The sequence below is a fragment of the Actinoplanes rectilineatus genome, assembly GCF_000962825.1.
In the GTDB taxonomy this organism is placed as follows: Bacteria; Actinomycetota; Actinomycetes; order Mycobacteriales; family Micromonosporaceae; genus Actinoplanes; species Actinoplanes rectilineatus.
On record NZ_JZKF01000007.1, the window covers coordinates 100,781 to 118,642 of the forward strand.

Here is a 17,862-nt window from a genome sequence, read left to right on the forward strand (position 1 = left end):
GGCGATGACGACGGTCGGCAGACAGGACGTGAAGGACATCGGATCGGGGCACGACCCGGACCCGGCCCGCTCGATGTCGTTGCGCTCCGCGGCGTACACCGAAGACCGCTGGTACGACCTGGACCTGCGCGCCGTGCTCGCCCGCACCTGGCAGTGGGTGCGCCACGTGGCGGCGGTGAGGCAACTCGTATCCGATCAGGTGGATGCCGGAGCGGAAGACGACAACATGCAGCCGACCTCGTCGGCCTCGGGCATGTCGAGACGGCGGTAGAGGGCAACGGCAGCCCGGAAATGACCGGCGGCGAGGCCCGCCTCACCGAGGGCGAGACGGGCGCGGCCGAGGCCGGCCTCGGCGCGGGCCTGCTGGTCGGCCGTGCCGAGTTCGACGGCGAGCACGGCGGCCGAAGAGTGATGCAGCAGGGCTTCGCCGGGCCGGTTCGCCGCCGAGGCTGTCTCACCGAGGCCGTTCAAGGCCCGCGGCTCGCCCTCCCGGTAACCGATGTCGCGGCAGATGCTCAGGGACCGCTGGTGGTGCTCGCCCGCCTGCGGGAACCGGCCCAGACGCCGGTGGTACGCGCCGAGGTTGTCCCACGCGATGACCTCGCCGGTGCGATGGCCGAGCCGCCGGTACAGCGACAGCGACTGCTTCAGGTGCTCACCGGCCTGCTCGACCAGGCCCAGGCGCAGCTCGGCCAGTCCGAGCCCGCCCAGGGTGCCCGCCTCGCCGTCCAGGTTGCCGCCCTGCCGGCACAGCACCAGGGCCTGCGCGAAACGATCGGCGGCGGATCCGCACCGCCCCAGCCGGTTGTCGACATCGGCCAGGTTCGCCAGCGCCTGCGCCTCCCCGATGCGGTTGCCCTGCTGCCGGTGCAGGTCCAGAGCGCGCGCGAAGCGGCCGGCTGCCTTGTCGTAACGGCACAACCGGTGCTCGACCACACCGAGACCGATCAGCACGCGGGCCTCTCCCGAGACGTCACCCGTCTGGCGGAACAGTGCCAGCGCCTGCCGCAGATGCTTCACGGCCGTCCCGTACCTGCCCAGCTTGTGACACGCACCGCCCAGGTCGGCCAGAGCCTGGGCATGCCCGCTCACATCGCCGGTCTGCCGGGCGGCACGCACCGCCTGGCGGTGCATGGTCACCACCTCCGTGCCACAACGGTTGTGCAGATAGCGGTGCAGGGCGCCGGCCAGCCGGACAGTGTAAGCAGGCCAGCCGTCACGGGCGGTGAACCGGACCATGGCCAGCAGATTGGGCCGTTCGGCGTCCAGCCATCCCCGCGCCAGCTCCGGGCTGCCCGTGTCGGGAGCCGGGAATCCGGTCGGGGGCGCGGGTGGTATCGGGTGGATGTCGGCCGGGTACAGCACGCTCACCGCGGTGCCGGCGACGGCGAGGCAGTGGTCGAACAGCCGGGTCAGGGCGGCGTGACGGTCCGCCGGGCGGTCCTCGTCGAGCGCCTTGGTGACGGCGTACGTGCGGACGAGGTCATGGAAGGTGAAGCGTCCCGCCGGCTCCTCCTGGAGCAGGTGATGACGGCACAGGTCCGCCAGCATCGCCGCGGCCGTGTCCCGGCCGGAACCGGTCAGGGCCGCGGCGGCGTACGCATCGATGTCCCGGCCCGGAGAGAGTGCCAGCAGGCGCAGCAGCCGCCGGTGGTCCGGAGCCAGATGCCGGTACGAGAGGGACAGGGCGAGCTCGACTCCGCTGTCCAGGCGGCGGTCACGATGACGGTCGTCGAGCCGGTCGGCATGGTCGGTCAGCGTCCAGTCCGGTGTGTTTCGGATATGCCCGACGAGCAGGCTCAACGCCAGGGGCAGACAGCCGCATCGGTGAGCGATCCGGCTCGTGGCCCCGGGGTCGGCGCCCGCCGGGACCCCACCGGTCGCCCGTCTCACGAACGCGACGGCCTCCTGCGGGGTGAAGACCGCGAGGGGAAGCAGCAGCGCCGGCCGAAGGCCCAGGTGGCGACGGCTGGTCACCAGGGTGAGACTGCCGGGCGTGCGCGGCAGCAGCGGTCGAACCTGGTCCGGTCCGGCGGCGTTGTCCAGGATCACCAGTGTCCGGGTACGGGCGAGAAGGTTCCGGTAGGCGCCGGCGCGGGCCTTCAGACTGTGCGGGATCCCCCGGCCGGACATCCCGAGCCGGCGCAGAAACCCGTCGAGGACCGCGGCGGGGTCGACCGGCGGCCGGCCCGGATCGGGGTCGAATCCGCGCAGGTCCACGTACAACACCTGCTCGACGATGCCCTCGCGTGCCAGGAGACGTCCGGTGTGGAGGGCGAGGTGGGTCTTGCCCACTCCCGCCATGCCCTCGATCGCGCACACCGCCGCTGTCCCGCCGGGTCGCCGTGCCGCATCGCGGATGCGCCGCACCTCGTCGTCGCGGGCGATGAAGCCCTCATGCTCCGGCGGCAGGCCGCCCACCACCCGGACTTGCGTCGTCGCCTCGGCCTCACCGCCGACCACCCGCAGCGCCTGACGCCACTGGGTCACATATCCGGCGTCGCCGTGCAGCGCCGCGACCACCGCGAGCACCAGATCGGTATCCAACCGCCGCCGCCCGGGCCGGAAACAATAGGCCACGGTCGACTTGCACACCAGCTCGCCGGCGGGCCGGCCGGCGTTCACCCGGATCTTGATCGCCTCGTACGACGGGTCACCGGCCCAGAGTTTCAGCATCCGCAGCCGCTCGACGATGCCGTCGATCGACCCGGCCCGCGCCGGGTCGGGCAGCGCGGTGAACGGTGTTCCCGGCGCGCTCGCGGACCTGTCCGGCATCGTCACTCCACAGAGAGCTCGACATCGAGATGCGTGCCGTGACGCTACCGCCCGCCACCGGCGCCGGCCGTCGTCGATCGGACACCGTCCGAAGTCGTCCGAACTTCCCCCGAGACGGCGTTCGCCGATTCCACACTGTGTGGCGAGGCGGCCGGCGACACCGCCGGGGCCACACGACCATGGGGGAGAATCATGAGAGTTCGGTGGCATCTTCCTGCCGCGATGGCGGCCGTCACGCTGACGGCCCTTCTCGCGTCACCGCAGGCGTCGGCGGCAGAGCCCCCGGAGCCGAGTTTCCAGATCTACAACACCGAGAACAACTGCGTGGACGGCAACAATCCGAACGGCGCCTACATCTGGGACTGCCAGTCGGTCGCCAACCAGTACTGGCATCTCGACTGGACCGCCTCCGGCTTCTTCGCCATTCGCAACGCGAAGACGGACCGATGCCTGCGTGCGGCCGGCACCTTCCCGGGTCCCGTGGTGACCGGGGCCTGTGACGGCAGCAAGTACACCCTGTGGAGGAACGACGGCCGGCCTGAGGGTGACGGATGGCAGTTCCTCCGGAACGCCGAATGGCAAGCCTTCCTGGGCTCCTTGAACGCGCCGTCCACCGCCAACGGGTCCGGCGTGACGTTGGATTACCCGAACGCTCCGCAGTGGCCGACCAACGTGTGGGCCTTCCGATAGCCGGGGGCGACGCCGCTGGGCGTTACTCCAGCGGCGTCGCCGGCACGCATCGGGTCAGGGCCGGAGCAGGGTGCGGACCCTGGATGCGACGCTCGGCCCGGCGAGTCCAGCCAGCACCCACGGCGGTCTCGACACCGGCCACACAGCGGTGGGCGCTAGACACGTTTCGTGGTCAGGGTGCGAAGCCCGTCCGCGTGGTGATTTCAGGCGCCCTGGACGCCCCAATTCACCACACCCCTGGTGGTGTGGTGAATACGGGCGCGCTGGACGCCCCAAATCACCACACCCGTGGCGGTGTGGTGAATACGGGCGCGCTGAGCGCCCGAAATCACCACAGAGGCAGACCCTGACTGCGAAAGGTGTCCAGCCGGACCGGCCCCCGACGGACATCACGTGCGGATCAGTGCGCCACCGCCACGACCGGCTCGCCGTGTGCCATCACCGGCAGGCGGCTGGGCCGGACCACCAGGAAGTACACCGCGGTCGCCGCGACCATGCTGCCGAACACCACGACGGCCATCGCCTCCGGGCCGACACCCAGCACCCCGACCAGTGGCGCGGCGGCCGCCCCCACACCCGACTGCACCGCACCCAGCAGCGCCGCCGCGGTTCCGGCCGCCTCCCCGTGCCGGGACAGCGCCAGCGCCGGGGCGTTCGGCATCACCAGGCCGACCATCGCCAGCACCAGCCACAGCGGGATCAGCACCCCGACCAGTCCACCGATCCCGGTCGCCGCCAGCACCAGCAGCGTCAGACCGAACACCAGTCCGGCGACCAGCGCACCACTCATGATCTGCTGCGGGCTCCAGCGGCGCAGCAACCGCACGTTGCACTGGGTCGCACCGATCAGGCCGACCGCGCCACCCGCGAACACCAGGGCGAACTGCTGCTCGCTCATGCCGTACCCGTCCTGGAAGACGTACGACGAACCACTCACGTACGCGAACAGCGCCGCCATCGCCAGCCCCGCCACCAGGATCAGGCCCACGTACACCCGGTCGGTCAGCAGCCGGCCGCCGTCACGCAGCGTCCCCATCACGCCGCCCTCACGCCGGCGTTCCCGGGGCAGCGTCTCCGGCAGGGTGATCGCGGTGACCACCATCAGCACCAGTGCGGCGATCGCGAGCAGCACGAACACGCCACGCCAGTCGGTGAACCGCAGCGTCTGGCCGCCGATGGTCGGGGCGAGGATCGGCGCCACGCCGACGACCAGCATCAGCCGGGAGAACAGGTTCGCGGCGGCGAGTCCGCTGAACAGGTCCCGCACGATCGCCATCGCCACCACCGACGCGGCGGCGGCGCCGAGGCCCTGCAGCACCCGCAGCGCGCCGAGGACGGCCAGGTCGGGGGCGACCACGCACAGCAGGGAGGCGATCAGGTGGACGCCGACTCCGGCGAGCAGCGGCACCCGCCGGCCGATCGCGTCGGAGAGCGGGCCGACCAGCAGCTGACCGAGGCCGAGGCCGACGAGCGTGCCGGTCAGGGTCAGTTGCACGGCGGCGGCCGTCGCCCCGAAGTCGTCGCTGATGGTGGGCAGCGCCGGAAGGTACATGTCGATGGTCAGCGGACCGAGAGCGGTGAGGAAGCCGAGCACCAGAACGATCCGGAAACGGCGCCCCGGCGCAAGCCTCTCCCCGGGGGAGAGCTGGTCGGGCGGGGTTACGGGAGAAGTGTCAGCCACGACAGGCGACAAGTCGTCCCGGTGCCGGATTCTTCCTCAGGGTATCGCTGGTCACACCTGTCATCTCAGCAGGAGCAACCGGATCAGGAGGATGACGGCGGCGAACAGTGTGCCCAGGCCTCCGCAGACCAGACCGGCGATCGCCTTGCCCTTACCCACCGGTCCGTGCCCCGCGGCCTCCAGCTTCGCGGCCTGGCTGAGGCCCTGGAACCCGAACCACAGCGCCGCGATGCCGGGCAGGAAGGCGATGTTGATGAACAGGGAGAGGATGCCGTAGAAGCGGGCCTTGCCGGCCTCCTTGTTCTCGATCGGGCCCGCGAACGTCGCGGGCTGCTGCGCCTGCGCGGTCCCGAAAGCGGGATGTCCCGGCACGTTACCGGGCGCCCCGTAAGCGGGCGCCCCCGCTGCCGGAGCCGCGGAGGCGGGCGCACCGGCCCCGGGCTGCGCGTAGGACGCCTGCCCGGCGGCGGACAGCCCCGAACCGGGAAGTCCCGGCTGCGGAAGACCCGACTGCGGCCGGCTGTGGGGTGCGGACTTCACCGACGGCATCACCGTCGTCTCCGCGCCGGGCTGCCCGTGGAACACCGTCGACGATCCGGCCTGTCCGTGCGACGCCACCGGCGTGTAGGAGCCCGCCTGGTGATACGCCTCCGCGTTCCCGTAGGACGCCGGATGCCCACCGGCGCCGTCCTGACCGGGGGACATCATGGCGGACGAGCCGGAGGACGGGACGGCCAGGAAGGGCGGCTGGGCGACGGGTGGCTGCGGCTCGTCCGGGTGCAGGTGGTCGGTCCAGGCCTGTCCGTCCCACCAGCGCTGGGCGGGCAGGCCGTGCGGGTCGGCGTACCAGCCCGCCGGCACGGTGGTGCTCGGCGCGGGCGCGTGCTGTGTCGCCGGATCCTGTGTCATCGTCCGGTTCCCGTCCTGCTCGTTCGGGCACCGGAGGACACCCGGTGCGCACGGTTCTCCAGCAGGTGTAGTCGGCACCCGGACGGCTTTCTTGAGGAACCCGGACCGCTACATCGCGGCCACGTCGAGGGCGGTCCAGGCGAGGGCGGTGGCCGCGTCGAGCAGGGCCTTCTCCGCGTCGCCGCCGACGCAGTGGGCGGCGAACCCGGGCTGGTGGTTGAGGGCGGGCAGCGAGCCGATCCCGATGTAGGGGTGGATGGCCGGCACGACCTGGGACACGTTGCCCATGTCGGTGGAGGCCCGGTTCATCCGCCGGGCCGGGGACCCCGTGTCGAACGTCCGCCCCAGATCACGAGAGTTCCGGACATATGCCGCCAGGGCCGGCTCGAACGTCCGGAACTCAGCGTACGGCTTGCTCTCCGGAACGATCTCGAGCGCGGCCCCGGTGGCCACCGCCCCCGCCTCGAAACACCGCCACACCTTCTCCTCGGTCTCGGCGAGCTGCGCGAGGCTGCCGGCCCGGACGTACCACCGGCCCTCGGTGCGGGCCGGAATCGCGTTCGGCGCCTCTCCCCCATTCGTCATGATCCCGTGCACGCGGACCGTGTGCGGCAGCTGCTGGCGCAACAACCCCACCGCCACCTGCGCGATCGTGAACGCGTCCGCCGCGTTGACGCCCTGTTCCGGGTACGCCGCCGCATGCGCCCCCGTCCCGGTGTAGGTCACGTGCGAGTGCGACACCGCGAACGGTTCCGCCTCCGCCACGTCGACCGGTGCCGGGTGGGCCATCATCGCCAGGTCCAGCCCGGCGAACGCGCCCCGTTCCAGCATCTCGATCTTGCCGCCGCCGCCCTCCTCGGCGGGCGTGCCGTACACCTCGATCGTCAGGCCGGCCTCGTCGGCGAGCGGCGCCAGGGCCAGCGCCGCCCCGACCGCGATCGCCGCGATCAGGTTGTGCCCGCAGGCGTGGCCGAGGCCGGGCAGCGCGTCGTACTCGGCGCACAGCCCGACCCGGAACGGCCCCGAGCCGTAGGTGGCCAGCAGCGCGGTGTCCAGCCCGAGGTAGCGCGGCGTCACACGGAACCCGTGCTCGGCCAGCACCGTGCCGACCCAGCCGGCCGCCCGGTGCTCCTCCCAGGCGATCTCCGGGTGCGCGTGCAGCCGTTCGGAGAGGCCGATCAGCTCCGGTGCGCGACCCGCGACGGTCCGGGCCGCGGCTTTCCTGCCGCCGTCATTCATCGCCGGGTACGCCGTAAGCAGGTGCCGTGGCAGGCCGCAGCGCGCGGGTCACGTAGTCGTCGCGCTGGGGCAGCCATCGTTGCAGGAGCGCGCCGAGTCGCCCGATCGGATCGTCGTCGGCCCAGTCCACCCGCAGGTCGGTCTCCGGCCACGGCACCTCGCGGACCACGGCGAGCCCGGCCGAATGGACCGGACCGGCTTCGCCTCCGGCGGCGAGTCCCGCGGTCAGGGCGGCGAACAGCCGGGTCTCCAGGTCGCCGCTGGACTCCTCGAACGCGGTCACCATCGCCTCCGGCACGTCGAGTGACGCGAGCAGGTTGCCGGCCGCCACCGCTGCCGGGGACTGCGCCGAACCGGTGACGCCGAGCGCCTCGGTGCCGGTGTGGACGCTGCTCTGCGCGTACCCCGTGACGAGGGTGAGCTGACGGAAGGCGACGTCGCGGTGCCCGGCGATGACCGACGCCAGGGCCGCGTCCGCTGTCTGCCCCGTGGCGGCGGCGTCGAGCAGCAGCGGGCCCAGCCGGGGGTCGGTGACGTTCTGGGAGCAGGCGGCGCCGACGCCGGCCCGCAGGTGCAGGCAGCGGGCGGCGACGGCGGGGCTGGACGAGGCGATGGCGATGCCGAACGCGCCGGTGCCGTCGGTGGCGGCGATGCTGAACGTCATGACGGCAGGACCGCGATGGCGTCGATCTCGACGAGCCATTCCGGGCGGGCGAGAGCGGAGACGACCAGGCCGGTGGAGATCGGGTGCACACCGCGGGTCCAGCGGCCGATGGTGCGGTAGACGGTCTCCCGGTACCGCGGGTCGACGATGTAGATCGTGAGCTTGACCAGGTGTTGCATCTGCGCGCCGGCCTCCTCGAGGAGCATGGCGATGTTGGCCATGGCGCGTTCGGTCTGCGCCTCGACGTCGCCGATCCCGACGGACTCGCTGGTGTCCAGGTCCTGGCCGATCTGGCCGCGGACGTAGACCGTGTTGCCGGCGACGACGGCCTGGCAGAGGTCGTTGTCGAGGTTCTGCTCGGGGTAGGTGTCGCGGGTGTTGAACGGCCGGATCCGGGTGTGGCCGCCGGCGACGATGGGTGGGTTCATCAGGCGTCTTCCTTCGAGTAGGCGTGATATCCGCGCTGGATGAGGATCTGGTCGGCGACGTGTTTGGCGTCGTGCCAGACGCCCCAGATGAAGCTGGAGCCGCGGCGGGACAGCCAGGGCAGGCCGAGGAAGTAGACGCCGGGCTCGGTGGAGACGCCACGGCGTTGCCGGGGTCTGCCGTTGTCGTCGAACCCGCCCACCTGCAGCCAGCGGTAGTCGGCGGCGAAGCCGGTCGCCCAGATGATGGTGCGGACACCGGCCGTGGCCAGGTCGAGGGCGGCGGTGGCAGCCGGCGGCACCGGGCCGAGGTCGCGGGCCGCGGGTTCCTCGGGCAGGTCGAGGCCGTTGCGCGTGACGTAGTCGTCGGCCGCGTCGAGCAGCGCGAGGTAGTTGGCGTCGCCGCCGGCGATGTTGCGCTCGAGGTCGCCGTCGAAGCTCAGGACGCCGTCAGCGAAGCCGCTGGTGCGGCCGACCAGGTGGATGCCGTCGGCGGCGAGGTTGCGGAAGTCGACGGTGTGCCCGCCGCGGGCGCCGCTGACCGCGATGGTGACGTGTTCGGCGCCCTGCGGCGGGGCGGCCGCGTCCCACAGGCCGAGGACGCCGAGCCACCAGACGAAGTCACGGCCGCGGTACTGGCGCGGGGGCCGGTCGTGCGGGCCGACCGAGAGGTGGACCTCGCGGCCGGCGCGCCGCAGTTCGTCGGCGATCTGCGTGCCGGACGAGCCGGCGCCGACCACGACGACCGCGCCGTCGGGCAGCTGGGCGGGGTTGCGGTATCCGCTGGAGTGCAGCTGCAGGTCGACCGCGCCGTCCGGGACGATCGGCGGGATGACCGGGGTCTGGAACGGGCCGGTGGCGGCGACGACGAAACGGGCGTCGACGGTGCCGGCCGAGGTCTGCGCCCGGAAGCCGGGCCGGCCGGTGTGCCGGGTCACCGAGGTGACCTCGACGCCGGTCCGGATCGGGGCGTCGATCTTCTCGGCGTACGCCTCGAAGTAGGCGGCGACCTGTTCCTTGCCGGGGAAGGCGTCCGGGGCGACGTCCGGGAACTCCATGCCGGGGAAGCGGTCGTGCCAGGCGGGGCCGTTGGCGACGAGTGAGTCCCAGCGTTCCGAGCGCCAGCGTTCGGCGATCCGGTGGCGTTCCAGGACCAGGTGACGCACCCCGGCGGCGCCCAGGTGCTCGCTCATCGCCAGGCCGGCCTGGCCACCCCCGACGACGAGAACCTCAACCTCTTCGGCCGACATGCTTATCTCCACTCCTCATGTTTCGTACGATGCGCATCTGTTTTCCTGATGCAGGAGGCCGCACGCGGCCCGGTGAACCCCGCACGGGGGTCTAGCCCTTGACCGCGCCGCCGAGGATGCCGCGGACGAAGTACCGCTGCAGGGCGAGCGTCACCACGACCGGCGGGATCATCGAGATCAGGGCGGCGGCGGACAGCGCGTTGAGGCCGCCGCCGGTGGACTGCACCAGGCCGGCGATCTGCACGGTGGCCGGCGCGACGTCCGCCCCGCCGCCCAGGAAGAGCAGCGGCACCAGCAGGTCGTTCCACGACCACATGAACTGGATGATCGAGAGCGCGACGATGATCGGCACACTGGTCGGCAGGACGATGCTGAGGAAGGTCCGGGGCACGCTCGCCCCGTCCAGCGAGGCCGCCTCCAGCAGCTCCTCCGGGAAGGCGCGGAAGAAGCCGTACAGCAGGTAGGTGCCGAACGGGATGACGAACCCGGCCTGGAACAGCCAGACGCTGGGCAGTTCACCGGTCAGGCCCAGGGTGTTGAACAGGCGCAGCAGCGGCACCAGGGTCAGCTGCGGCGGGACCACCAGCAGGCTCACGGTGATCGCCAGCAGGGTCATCCGGCCGCGGAACGTCATGCGGGCCAGGGCGTACGCGCACACCGCGCAGATCACGACGGTGATCGCGGTGGCCGGCAGGGTGATCAGGACGCTGTTCAGGACGGCCTTGCCGATGCCGCCGGTGACCCAGGCGTCCCGGTAGTTGGTGACCGTGAACCACGGCTTGACCACCGCGTTCCACCAGCCGCTGCCGGCCGAGTCGGCGATGGTGCGGAACGAGTAGAGCACCAGCCCGACCAGCGGCACCAGCCAGGCGACGCCGACCAGGAGCAGGGTCAGGTGGATCAGACCGCGCCAGGGCGACAGGCGCGGCCGCCGGGCCGTGGGGGCGGTCATCGGGCGTTCTCCTCACGGAACTGGCGGACGTTGACGACGATGATCGGGATGGCCACGATCAGCAGCACCACGGCGATGGCCGAGGCGTGGCCGTAGTTGCGGGCCTGGAACAGTTCGGCGTACATCCGGTTGGCGATGACGTTGGTGCCGAAGGCGCCGTTGGTCATCGTGTAGACGATGTCGAAGATCTTCAGCGAGAAGATCACCTGGGTGGTGTAGACGACGATGATCGTCGGGGTGATCTGCGGGACGGCGACGTGCCAGAACGCCCGCAGCTCGCCGGCCCCGTCCAGGCGCGCGGCCTCCAGGGTGGAGGCGTCGACGTTCTTGATCGCGGCGGACAGCATCAGCATGGCGGTGCCGGTGGACATCCAGATGCCGACGACGATCAGGGCCCAGGTGGTGATCGCCGGGTCGGACAGGAACGCCACCGGTTCCAGGCCGAGCTGGTTGAGGATGCCGTTGAGCGTGCCGGTCTGCGACGCGCCGGCCGGCTGGTACGCGTACATCAGCCGCCAGATGATCGCGGCGGCCGAGAACGAGATGGCGATCGGCAGGATCATCACGGTGCGGATCAGCCACTCGTAGCGGACCCGGTCGGCCAGCGCCGCGATCACCAGGCCCAGCCCCAGGGTGACCAGCGGCAGGACGATCAGCCAGATCAGGTTGTTGACCAGGACCGGGCGTACCTGCTCGCTGAGCACCCAGTCGTAGTTGGCCAGTCCGACGAAACCGGTGCCGGAACGGTCCTGGAACGACATCAGGACCGTCTGGACCAGGGGGTACACCAGGATGGTGCCGCCGAGGACCAGCGGGATCGCGAGCCAGATCCACGGCCGGGTCCGCTCCTGGGCGCGGGGCGGCAGCAGGCGCAGGAGCCGCTCGCCCAGGGTCAGCCAGAGCAGCACGAGAGCCGGGATGACGAGCACGCCCCCGACGAGGGCGAGCAACGGTGAGGAGTTCAAGGGACCTGCTCCAGCATCGAGGTGCGAACGGGATGTCCTGCGGGCCGGTGCGGTGACCCGCACCGGCCCGGCGGATCGTCAGCCGAGAGCGGCCTGGGCGTCGTCGATCGTCTTCAGGCCGGCGTCGAGCGTCGACGGGTCCTGGACGAAGTTCGCGAACGCGGTGTACAGGGTCGACCGGACACTGGTGTCGATCGTCGCGCTGGGCAGCGGCGTCAGGTCCTTGCTGAGCATCTCGGTGGAGACCTTGCGCAGCACGTCGTTGGGGTACGCGTCGGCCGGCACGCCGGTCGCCGGGGCCACGTAGTTGCCGGTGGCGGCGATCAGGGTCTGCTCCTCGGTGGAGGCCATGTACTGCAGGAACGCCTTGACCTCGGGGCGGTCGCTGAACGCGGCGACGACCGTACCCGTGTAGGCCTCGGTGTTCGCGAACTGCGGGTTGCTCGCCGGGATCGGCATGAAGTCGAGGTTCTCCCCGGCCTTGACCGTGGCGTTGCCGGAGATCAGCGTGGCCGCGCCGTAGGTGCCCCACTCGAAGAGCGAGCACTGCTGCGGGTCGGTGTACATGCCGTTGCCGGCCGAGCCCTGCTCGGTGGAGAGCGCGCCGGATGCGCCGCCGTAGACCATCCCGTCCTTCTGGATCAGGTCGCCGACGGTCTGGAAGGCGGCCTTGACCTGCGGGTCGCTCCACTTGGTGGCGCCGGTGGCGAGACCGTTGGCGACATCCGGGCCGGCCGACTTGACGATCTGGTTGAGCACCATGAACGCGCCCGGCCAGCCGGTGCTGGCGCCCGCACTCAGGCCCAGGCACCAGGGCGAACTGCCGGAGGCGGCCTTCTTCTCGGTCCAGGCGCTCAGGTCCGACCAGGTGCCGTCGGTGGGCCCGTCGTACTTCTGCGGGTTGTACCAGACCATGAAGTTGTCCAGGGACATGTAGAGCGCGTACGGCTTGCCGCCGACGGTGGTCGCGTCGACCAGGCCCTGGTTGAAGTTCTTGGTCAGTGTGCTGGTGCCGACCAGGGTGTCCAGGTCCTTGAGGGCGCCCTGCTCGGCGTAGTGCCGCACCATGGCGAGGCTGGAGACGGTCATGACGTCCGGCGGGTTGCCGGAGTCGACGCCCGCCTGGATCACGGTGGTGTAGTCCTCGGTGCCGGTGTAGTTGATCTTTACGCCGGTCGCCTCCTCGAAGGGGGCGAACGTGGAGAGCAGCCGCTCCTTCTCGGTGCCGGCCAGCGTGCCGATGACGGTGACCGTGCCACCGATCTCAGCGCCGCCGGTGGTGAGGCCGGTCGCGAAGGTCTTGGCGGCCTCGAGGTACGCGGCCGGCAGCGTGGGAGCGGCGGCGGCCGAGCCGGAGCCGGTGCCCTCGGTGCCGGCGTCGGCGCATCCGGCGAGGGTCAGTGTGAGAGCGGTGAAGGCGGCACCCGCCGCGATGGCGGTACGACGTCGGGGGAAACGCATAAGGGTCCTCCGCACGAGAAATGGCGTGAATGGGGGTCCGGAAGTCCCGTTCCGGGCGGGCCCTTGGTCCGGCCAGGTCAGCCTAGGAGCGGATTCTTGTGGAGTAAAAAATGGATCGCGCAGGGAAGCACATCAGAAATTCTGATGAACAAAACCCGAAAACCTGCGCGTAACAACATCGATACACTAGCGCTTCCTCGCAGGTGGAACGGTTCACACACGTGTTACACGACGCCCTTCCACCGGGGGAATGGCATCGGAGAATGAGATGCCGACGCCGGCGGATTCCTGGGGAGACAGATGGCACGCAAGGCTGACATCACGCTTACACAACTGCGCTACTTCGTGGAGGCGGCCACCTGTCTGAGCATGACCCAGGCGGCGGCCAACCTGCTCGTCGCCCAATCCGCGGTCTCCACCGCGGTGGCGCAACTGGAAGGTCAGGTCGGCGCCCAGCTGTTCATCCGGATGCGTTCCAAGGGCCTGGCGATGACCCCGGCCGGTCAGCAGCTGCTGGGTGACGCCCGGTCGGTCCTCGGCACCCTCGACGAGGCGCTGGACGCCGCCCGGGGCATGGACGAGCAGGTCCGCGGGACGATCCGGATCGCCTTCTTCGTCACCCTCGCCCCGTTCCTGCTGGCCGAGATGATGGCCCTGCTGGCCGAACGTCACCCACACCTGGAGGTCGACGTGGTCGAGGTCGACGCCGCCGAGGCCCGCGAGGCGCTGCGCTCCGGGCGGGCCGAGATGGCGGTCAGCTACGACTTCGCGTACGGCGACGACATGCGGCGGGAAGTCGTCACCACGGTCACCCCGCACGTCGTGCTCCCGGCCGGGCACGCCCTGGCCGGCCGGAGCCGGGTGCCGCTGCGCGAACTCGCCGGGGAACGACTGATCCTGCTCGACCTGCCGTACAGCCGGGAGTACTTCCTGAACGTGATGCGCGGCGCCGGCGTCGAACCGGTGGTGCGGCACCGGTCCCGCGGGTACGAGACGGTCCGCTCCCTGGTCGCCAAGGGGTACGGCTACTCCATCCTCAACCAGCGCCCCCGGCACGACGCCACCTACGACGGGCGGACCGTGGTGACCCGGCCGATCGCCGACGAGGTGCCCGGTCTGCCCCTGGTGGTGGCCACCCTCCGGTCGGTGCGGGCGACCGCCCGGGTACGCGCCGTCGCGGACGCCGTCCGGCTCGCCGCCACCGCCCTGACGAGCGAGAACATCGGCAAAACCGATGCACTGGAAGCAGATCGGCAATTTGAATGATGTCCCGGCGGCTCCGCACACTGGCTCGGCATAGTCAGACGTGACCCGAGGAGCCCCCGTGAGCCTTTTCGACGTCGGCCAGGTGCTGGCCGCGCTCACCGACGACGAGAAGGTCGACCTGGTGTCCGGCCGGGGCATGTGGAAGACCACCCCGATCCCCCGGCTGGGTGTCCCGAGCATCGTCATGACCGACGGCACCTACGGCGTGCGGTACTCGGAGAGCCAGATCGCCGGCGACGAGCAGGGCGGTTTCGACCTCGACGACTTCCTGTCCGTGGTCAACCGTCGCGCCAACGGCACCGCCACCGCCTGGGGACGGACCCGCCCGGCCACCTGTTTCCCGACCGGCGCCGCCCTGGCCTGCTCCTGGGACACCGGCCTGGCCCACCGGCTCGGCGCGGCCCTGGCCGCCGAGTGCGGCGAGTTCGGCGTCGACGTGCTGCTCGGACCGGGCATCAACCTGCGGCGCACCCCGCTGGGCGGGCGAGCCTACGAGTACTACTCCGAGGACCCGCTGGTCACCGCGGAGATCGCGGCCGCCGTGGTGGACGGGCTGCAGGACAACGGGGTCGGCGCGTCCCTGAAGCACTTCGCCGCCAACAACTGCGAGGTCGAGCGGACGACCATGGACTCGGTCATCGAGGAACGGGCCCTGCGCGAGATCTACCTGCGCGGCTTCGAACGGGTCGTCCGGCGCAGCGACCCATGGACGGTGATGAGCTCGTACAACCGGCTCAACGGGGTACAGACCTCGCAGGACCCGTGGCTGCTGGACACCGTGCTGCGCGGCGACTGGGGCTACCGCGGCACGGTCGTCTCCGACTGGCACGGCATCAAGGACCGGGCCGCCTCGATCGCCGCCGGCAACGACCTGGACATGCCGGAGAGCCCGTCGCGTAAAGCCGCCCTGCGCCGTGCGGTGGCCGACGGCAGCGTCGCGGCCGCCGACCTGGACACCGCCTGCCGCCGGGTGCTGGAACTGGTCCACCGGGCGGTCGCCGCCCGGCCGTCGCGGGCCACGGCGTTCGACCGCGACGCCCACCACGACCTGGCCCGGCAGATGGCCGCCCGGTCGATGGTCCTGCTCAAGAACGACGGCGGGCTGCTCCCGCTGAACCCGGCCGCCCTGCGCCGGGTGGTGGTCGCCGGTGACGGCGCGGTGGACCCGGTGATCCAGGGATCCGGCAGCGCCACCACCTCCCCCACCCGGGTCGACGTGCCGCTCGACGAGCTGCGCCGGGCGTTCGGGCCGGCCGTGGAGGTGCTGTACGACCCGGCGCCCGCCGACATCCCCGGCGCCGACGTCGTCGTGTTCTTCGCCAACACCGACCTGCAGTACGACGGCGAAGGCGCCGACCGCCGCACCCTGGCCCTGGCCGCCGGGCAGGACGAGCGGATCGCGGCCCTCGCCGCCACCGGCGTCCCGGTCGTGGTGGTCGTGGCGTCACCGGACGCCGTGGTGATGCCCTGGCGCGACGACGTCCCGGCGATCCTCGCGACGTTCCTCGCCGGGCAGGGCGCCGGGCGGGCCACCGCCGACGTGCTCACCGGCGCCGCCGAACCCACCGGCCGGCTCACCACCACGTTCCCGGCCCGGATCGAGGACATCCCGGGCTGGCTGACCTACCCCGGCGAGAACGGCCGGCACGTGTACGCCGAGGGCATCCACGTCGGCTACCGCTCCTACGACGCGCTGGGCCGGGAGCCGCTGTTCTGCTTCGGCCACGGGCTCGGCTACACGACGTTCGCGACCGGCCCGGTCACGGCCGTCACGTCCGGCCCGGTCACATCCGGCGCGGTCACATCCAGCGCGGTCGCGGGCGGCCCGGCCGCGGGCGGCCCGGCCGACGTGGCCACGCTGTCCGAGGGTGGCGTAGTGCACCTCGAGGTGCCGGTCACCAACACCGGCGCCCGGCGTGGGCGCGAGACCGTGCAGATCTACGCCGAGCACCGCGACCCCCGGGTCCGGCGCCCGCTCCTCGCGCTCGCCGGTTTCGCGGGGATCGAGCTGGAGCCCGGCGAGACCGGCACGGTCCGGATCAGCGTGACCGCCGACGACCTGAGCTTCTGGGACACCGCACGGCAGCGGTGGGTCCTCGACGACGAGACCGTACGCCTGCACGCCGGCCGTTCCTCCCGCGACCTGACGTCGAGCGTCGACGTGACGACGGCCGGCAGCACCAGCCGGCACCGGCCGGTGCTGCGCGACACCCAGCCGTCGTTCATCCTGGACAATCCGGTCGCCCGGGCGGCCACCGCGGCGTTCCTGGCCGCCGCCCTGGACCGCAGCGAGGCGGAGGTGGACAGCATGCTGGAGTACAGCCGGGACTCGTTCATCGGCATCGTCGCCACCCTGGAACGCCGGTTCCGGATCAGCTTCACCGACGATCAGGCCGACCGGCTGCTGGCCGCGATCCGCGACGCTGGCTGACCCCGCTCGGTCCGGGGCCTGCGACGCGGGCCGGCCCGGGCTGAGCCCAGGACCGGCGACTCGGGCCGAGCCGAGCCGAGCCGGGCCGAGCCGAGCCGGGCCGAGCCGAGCCGAGCCGAGCCTGGCCGCCGGTCCTGGCCGGGCCGGGCTCAGCCGAGGGCCTGCGTCGCCGGCACCACCCAGCGGCTGCGGTCGCCGGGTAGCGTGCGCCCGCCCTGCACCATCGTCGTGCTGGTGAGGACCCGTGCGGCGCCGCCGTGCTCCACCCACTCCCGGAGCGCGGCCGCTGCCTCCCGCAGGTCCACCCGCACCGGCCGGTCGGCGTCCGCGGTCAACTCGCCGATCAGAGCTTTCGCGTCCTGATCGTTCTCGGCCACGACCGGGGCGACCATCAGCTGGTCGAGGTTGTTCCAGGCGGCCCCGTAACCCACGATGACGCCGTCGCGTTCCAGCACCCGGAGCCGTTCGGCGCTGTCGAACAGCCACCGCACGAGCCGGTCCCGCGGCGCACCGGTCGTCGCACGGTCCAGTGCGGTCACCGCCGCGAGGTCGGCGGGCACGGCCGGCCGGGTCCGCGAGGTCGGCGGCACCGACAGCTCCCCGAGGTGGACGTGCAGCGGCTCCCCCGCGGTGAACCCGAGCTTCTCGTAGAGCGGCTGCCCGTACGCCGTCGCGTAGAGCATCACGTCATCCGTGCGCGCCGCGGCCAGCGCGTGCTCCATCAGGCGCCGTCCCAGCCCGCGTCCCCCGTGCTCCGACGCGACCAGCACCATGCTGATCGCCGACAGCGCGGTGCCGAACGCGGTCAGAACCGTGGTGCCGGCCAGCCGCCCGTCGTCGTCCCGCACCCCGAAGACGGTGCCCAGCTCGAACAGCAGCCGCCAGCGCCGCTCCTCGGGTCTCCACTCCCGGTCCTGCGCCAGAGCGAGACAGCCGGCCAGGTCGTCGATGGTCAGCACCTCGATGTCGAAGCTCACGCGCCCATGCTCGCATGCACCCCAACCCCTTTTCCCGCACCGCGGGACCCCGCGCCCACCCGCCGCTGTCGGCCGGCCGACGCCGCTCGTACACGATGCGGCCGCCCTCTCCTCGCCGAACCGGCGCCGTCGAGCGGTTTACATCGTTCAACGCCTATATAGACTCTCCTCACTATC

At 71.7% G+C, this 17,862-nt stretch carries 15 protein-coding genes; 4 read left to right on the plus strand and 11 right to left on the minus strand.

The genetic code is table 11. The features are described 5' to 3' along the window. Window positions 1-4: 4 nt before the first annotated feature. Window positions 5-271 (plus strand): hypothetical protein, encoded by a 267-nt coding sequence (locus WH85_RS07940; protein ID WP_045741059.1) that lies wholly within the window; start codon window positions 5-7, stop codon window positions 269-271. On the opposite strand, the gene WH85_RS07945 is transcribed toward WH85_RS07940, so the two are convergent. Continuing rightward, a complete protein-coding gene (locus WH85_RS07945; RefSeq protein WP_045741183.1) occupies window positions 196-2,775 on the minus strand; it encodes a tetratricopeptide repeat protein in 2,580 nt (859 codons plus the stop codon). The two genes, WH85_RS07940 and WH85_RS07945, sit on opposite strands and share 76 nt — an antisense overlap. 192 nt (window positions 2,776-2,967) lie before the next feature. Here WH85_RS07945 and WH85_RS07950 point away from each other — a divergent pair, with 192 nt between their 5' ends. Next, the gene (locus WH85_RS07950) at window positions 2,968-3,465 is read left to right on the plus strand and encodes an RICIN domain-containing protein (RefSeq protein WP_157410884.1); all 498 of its coding nucleotides are present in this window, start codon (window positions 2,968-2,970) and stop codon (window positions 3,463-3,465) included. Window positions 3,466-3,865: 400 nt separating this feature from the next. Here WH85_RS07950 and WH85_RS07955 read toward each other — a convergent pair whose 3' ends face one another. The 9 genes from WH85_RS07955 to WH85_RS07995 form a co-directional block, all read right to left on the minus strand. Next, a complete protein-coding gene (locus WH85_RS07955) occupies window positions 3,866-5,146 on the minus strand; it encodes a multidrug effflux MFS transporter (RefSeq protein ID WP_045741061.1) in 1,281 nt (426 codons plus the stop codon). Between the two features lie 60 nt (window positions 5,147-5,206). Further along, the gene (locus WH85_RS51535; RefSeq protein WP_045741062.1) at window positions 5,207-6,055 is read right to left on the minus strand and encodes a DUF2510 domain-containing protein; all 849 of its coding nucleotides are present in this window, start codon (window positions 6,053-6,055) and stop codon (window positions 5,207-5,209) included. Between the two features lie 108 nt (window positions 6,056-6,163). After that, window positions 6,164-7,294 (minus strand): M20 family metallopeptidase, encoded by a 1,131-nt coding sequence (locus tag WH85_RS07965; protein WP_045741063.1) that lies wholly within the window; start codon window positions 7,292-7,294, stop codon window positions 6,164-6,166. After that, window positions 7,287-7,958, minus strand: a complete 672-nt coding sequence (locus WH85_RS07970) for a DUF1028 domain-containing protein (protein ID WP_045741064.1) — start codon at window positions 7,956-7,958, stop codon at window positions 7,287-7,289. The genes WH85_RS07965 and WH85_RS07970 overlap by 8 nt, the downstream gene beginning before the upstream one ends. Next, window positions 7,955-8,386, minus strand: a complete 432-nt coding sequence (locus WH85_RS07975) for a RidA family protein (protein ID WP_045741065.1) — start codon at window positions 8,384-8,386, stop codon at window positions 7,955-7,957. Before WH85_RS07975 ends, WH85_RS07970 begins: the two co-directional genes overlap by 4 nt. After that, the gene (locus tag WH85_RS07980; RefSeq protein ID WP_045741066.1) at window positions 8,386-9,633 is read right to left on the minus strand and encodes a flavin-containing monooxygenase; all 1,248 of its coding nucleotides are present in this window, start codon (window positions 9,631-9,633) and stop codon (window positions 8,386-8,388) included. Before WH85_RS07980 ends, WH85_RS07975 begins: the two co-directional genes overlap by 1 nt. A 91-nt stretch (window positions 9,634-9,724) precedes the next feature. Next, window positions 9,725-10,585: a carbohydrate ABC transporter permease gene (locus WH85_RS50200; protein ID WP_045741067.1), complete on the minus strand. Its 861-nt coding sequence runs from the start codon at window positions 10,583-10,585 to the stop codon at window positions 9,725-9,727. Continuing rightward, on the minus strand, window positions 10,582-11,550 hold the full coding sequence (locus WH85_RS07990) for a carbohydrate ABC transporter permease (RefSeq protein WP_045741068.1): 969 nt from the start codon (window positions 11,548-11,550) through the stop codon (window positions 10,582-10,584). Before WH85_RS07990 ends, WH85_RS50200 begins: the two co-directional genes overlap by 4 nt. A 78-nt stretch (window positions 11,551-11,628) precedes the next feature. Continuing rightward, a complete protein-coding gene (locus WH85_RS07995) occupies window positions 11,629-13,011 on the minus strand; it encodes an ABC transporter substrate-binding protein (protein WP_045741069.1) in 1,383 nt (460 codons plus the stop codon). 300 nt (window positions 13,012-13,311) lie between these two features. Here WH85_RS07995 and WH85_RS08000 point away from each other — a divergent pair, with 300 nt between their 5' ends. Beyond that, window positions 13,312-14,277, plus strand: a complete 966-nt coding sequence (locus tag WH85_RS08000) for a LysR substrate-binding domain-containing protein (protein ID WP_045741070.1) — start codon at window positions 13,312-13,314, stop codon at window positions 14,275-14,277. 58 nt (window positions 14,278-14,335) lie between these two features. Then, complete coding sequence (locus WH85_RS08005) at window positions 14,336-16,708, plus strand: beta-glucosidase (protein WP_045741071.1); 2,373 nt, start codon at window positions 14,336-14,338, stop codon at window positions 16,706-16,708. Between the two features lie 149 nt (window positions 16,709-16,857). Here WH85_RS08005 and WH85_RS08010 read toward each other — a convergent pair whose 3' ends face one another. Beyond that, window positions 16,858-17,685, minus strand: a complete 828-nt coding sequence (locus tag WH85_RS08010; protein ID WP_045741072.1) for a GNAT family N-acetyltransferase — start codon at window positions 17,683-17,685, stop codon at window positions 16,858-16,860. Window positions 17,686-17,862: the final 177 nt, after the last annotated feature.

Excerpts from the sequence above, each read along its gene's own strand:
- WH85_RS50200 (WP_045741067.1), bottom strand. The coding sequence starts at position 10,585 with ATGACCGCCCCCACGGCCCGGCGGCCGCGCCTGTCGCCCTGGCGCGGT.
- WH85_RS07945 (WP_045741183.1), bottom strand. The coding sequence starts at position 2,775 with ATGCCGGACAGGTCCGCGAGCGCGCCGGGAACACCGTTCACCGCGCTG.
- WH85_RS07970 (WP_045741064.1), bottom strand. The coding sequence starts at position 7,958 with ATGACGTTCAGCATCGCCGCCACCGACGGCACCGGCGCGTTCGGCATC.
- WH85_RS51535 (WP_045741062.1), bottom strand. The coding sequence starts at position 6,055 with ATGACACAGGATCCGGCGACACAGCACGCGCCCGCGCCGAGCACCACC.
- WH85_RS07940 (WP_045741059.1), top strand. The coding sequence starts at position 5 with ATGACGACGGTCGGCAGACAGGACGTGAAGGACATCGGATCGGGGCAC.
- WH85_RS07980 (WP_045741066.1), bottom strand. The coding sequence starts at position 9,633 with ATGTCGGCCGAAGAGGTTGAGGTTCTCGTCGTCGGGGGTGGCCAGGCC.
- WH85_RS07995 (WP_045741069.1), bottom strand. The coding sequence starts at position 13,011 with ATGCGTTTCCCCCGACGTCGTACCGCCATCGCGGCGGGTGCCGCCTTC.
- WH85_RS07975 (WP_045741065.1), bottom strand. The coding sequence starts at position 8,386 with ATGAACCCACCCATCGTCGCCGGCGGCCACACCCGGATCCGGCCGTTC.
- WH85_RS07965 (WP_045741063.1), bottom strand. The coding sequence starts at position 7,294 with ATGAATGACGGCGGCAGGAAAGCCGCGGCCCGGACCGTCGCGGGTCGC.
- WH85_RS07950 (WP_157410884.1), top strand. The coding sequence starts at position 2,968 with ATGAGAGTTCGGTGGCATCTTCCTGCCGCGATGGCGGCCGTCACGCTG.
- WH85_RS08000 (WP_045741070.1), top strand. The coding sequence starts at position 13,312 with ATGGCACGCAAGGCTGACATCACGCTTACACAACTGCGCTACTTCGTG.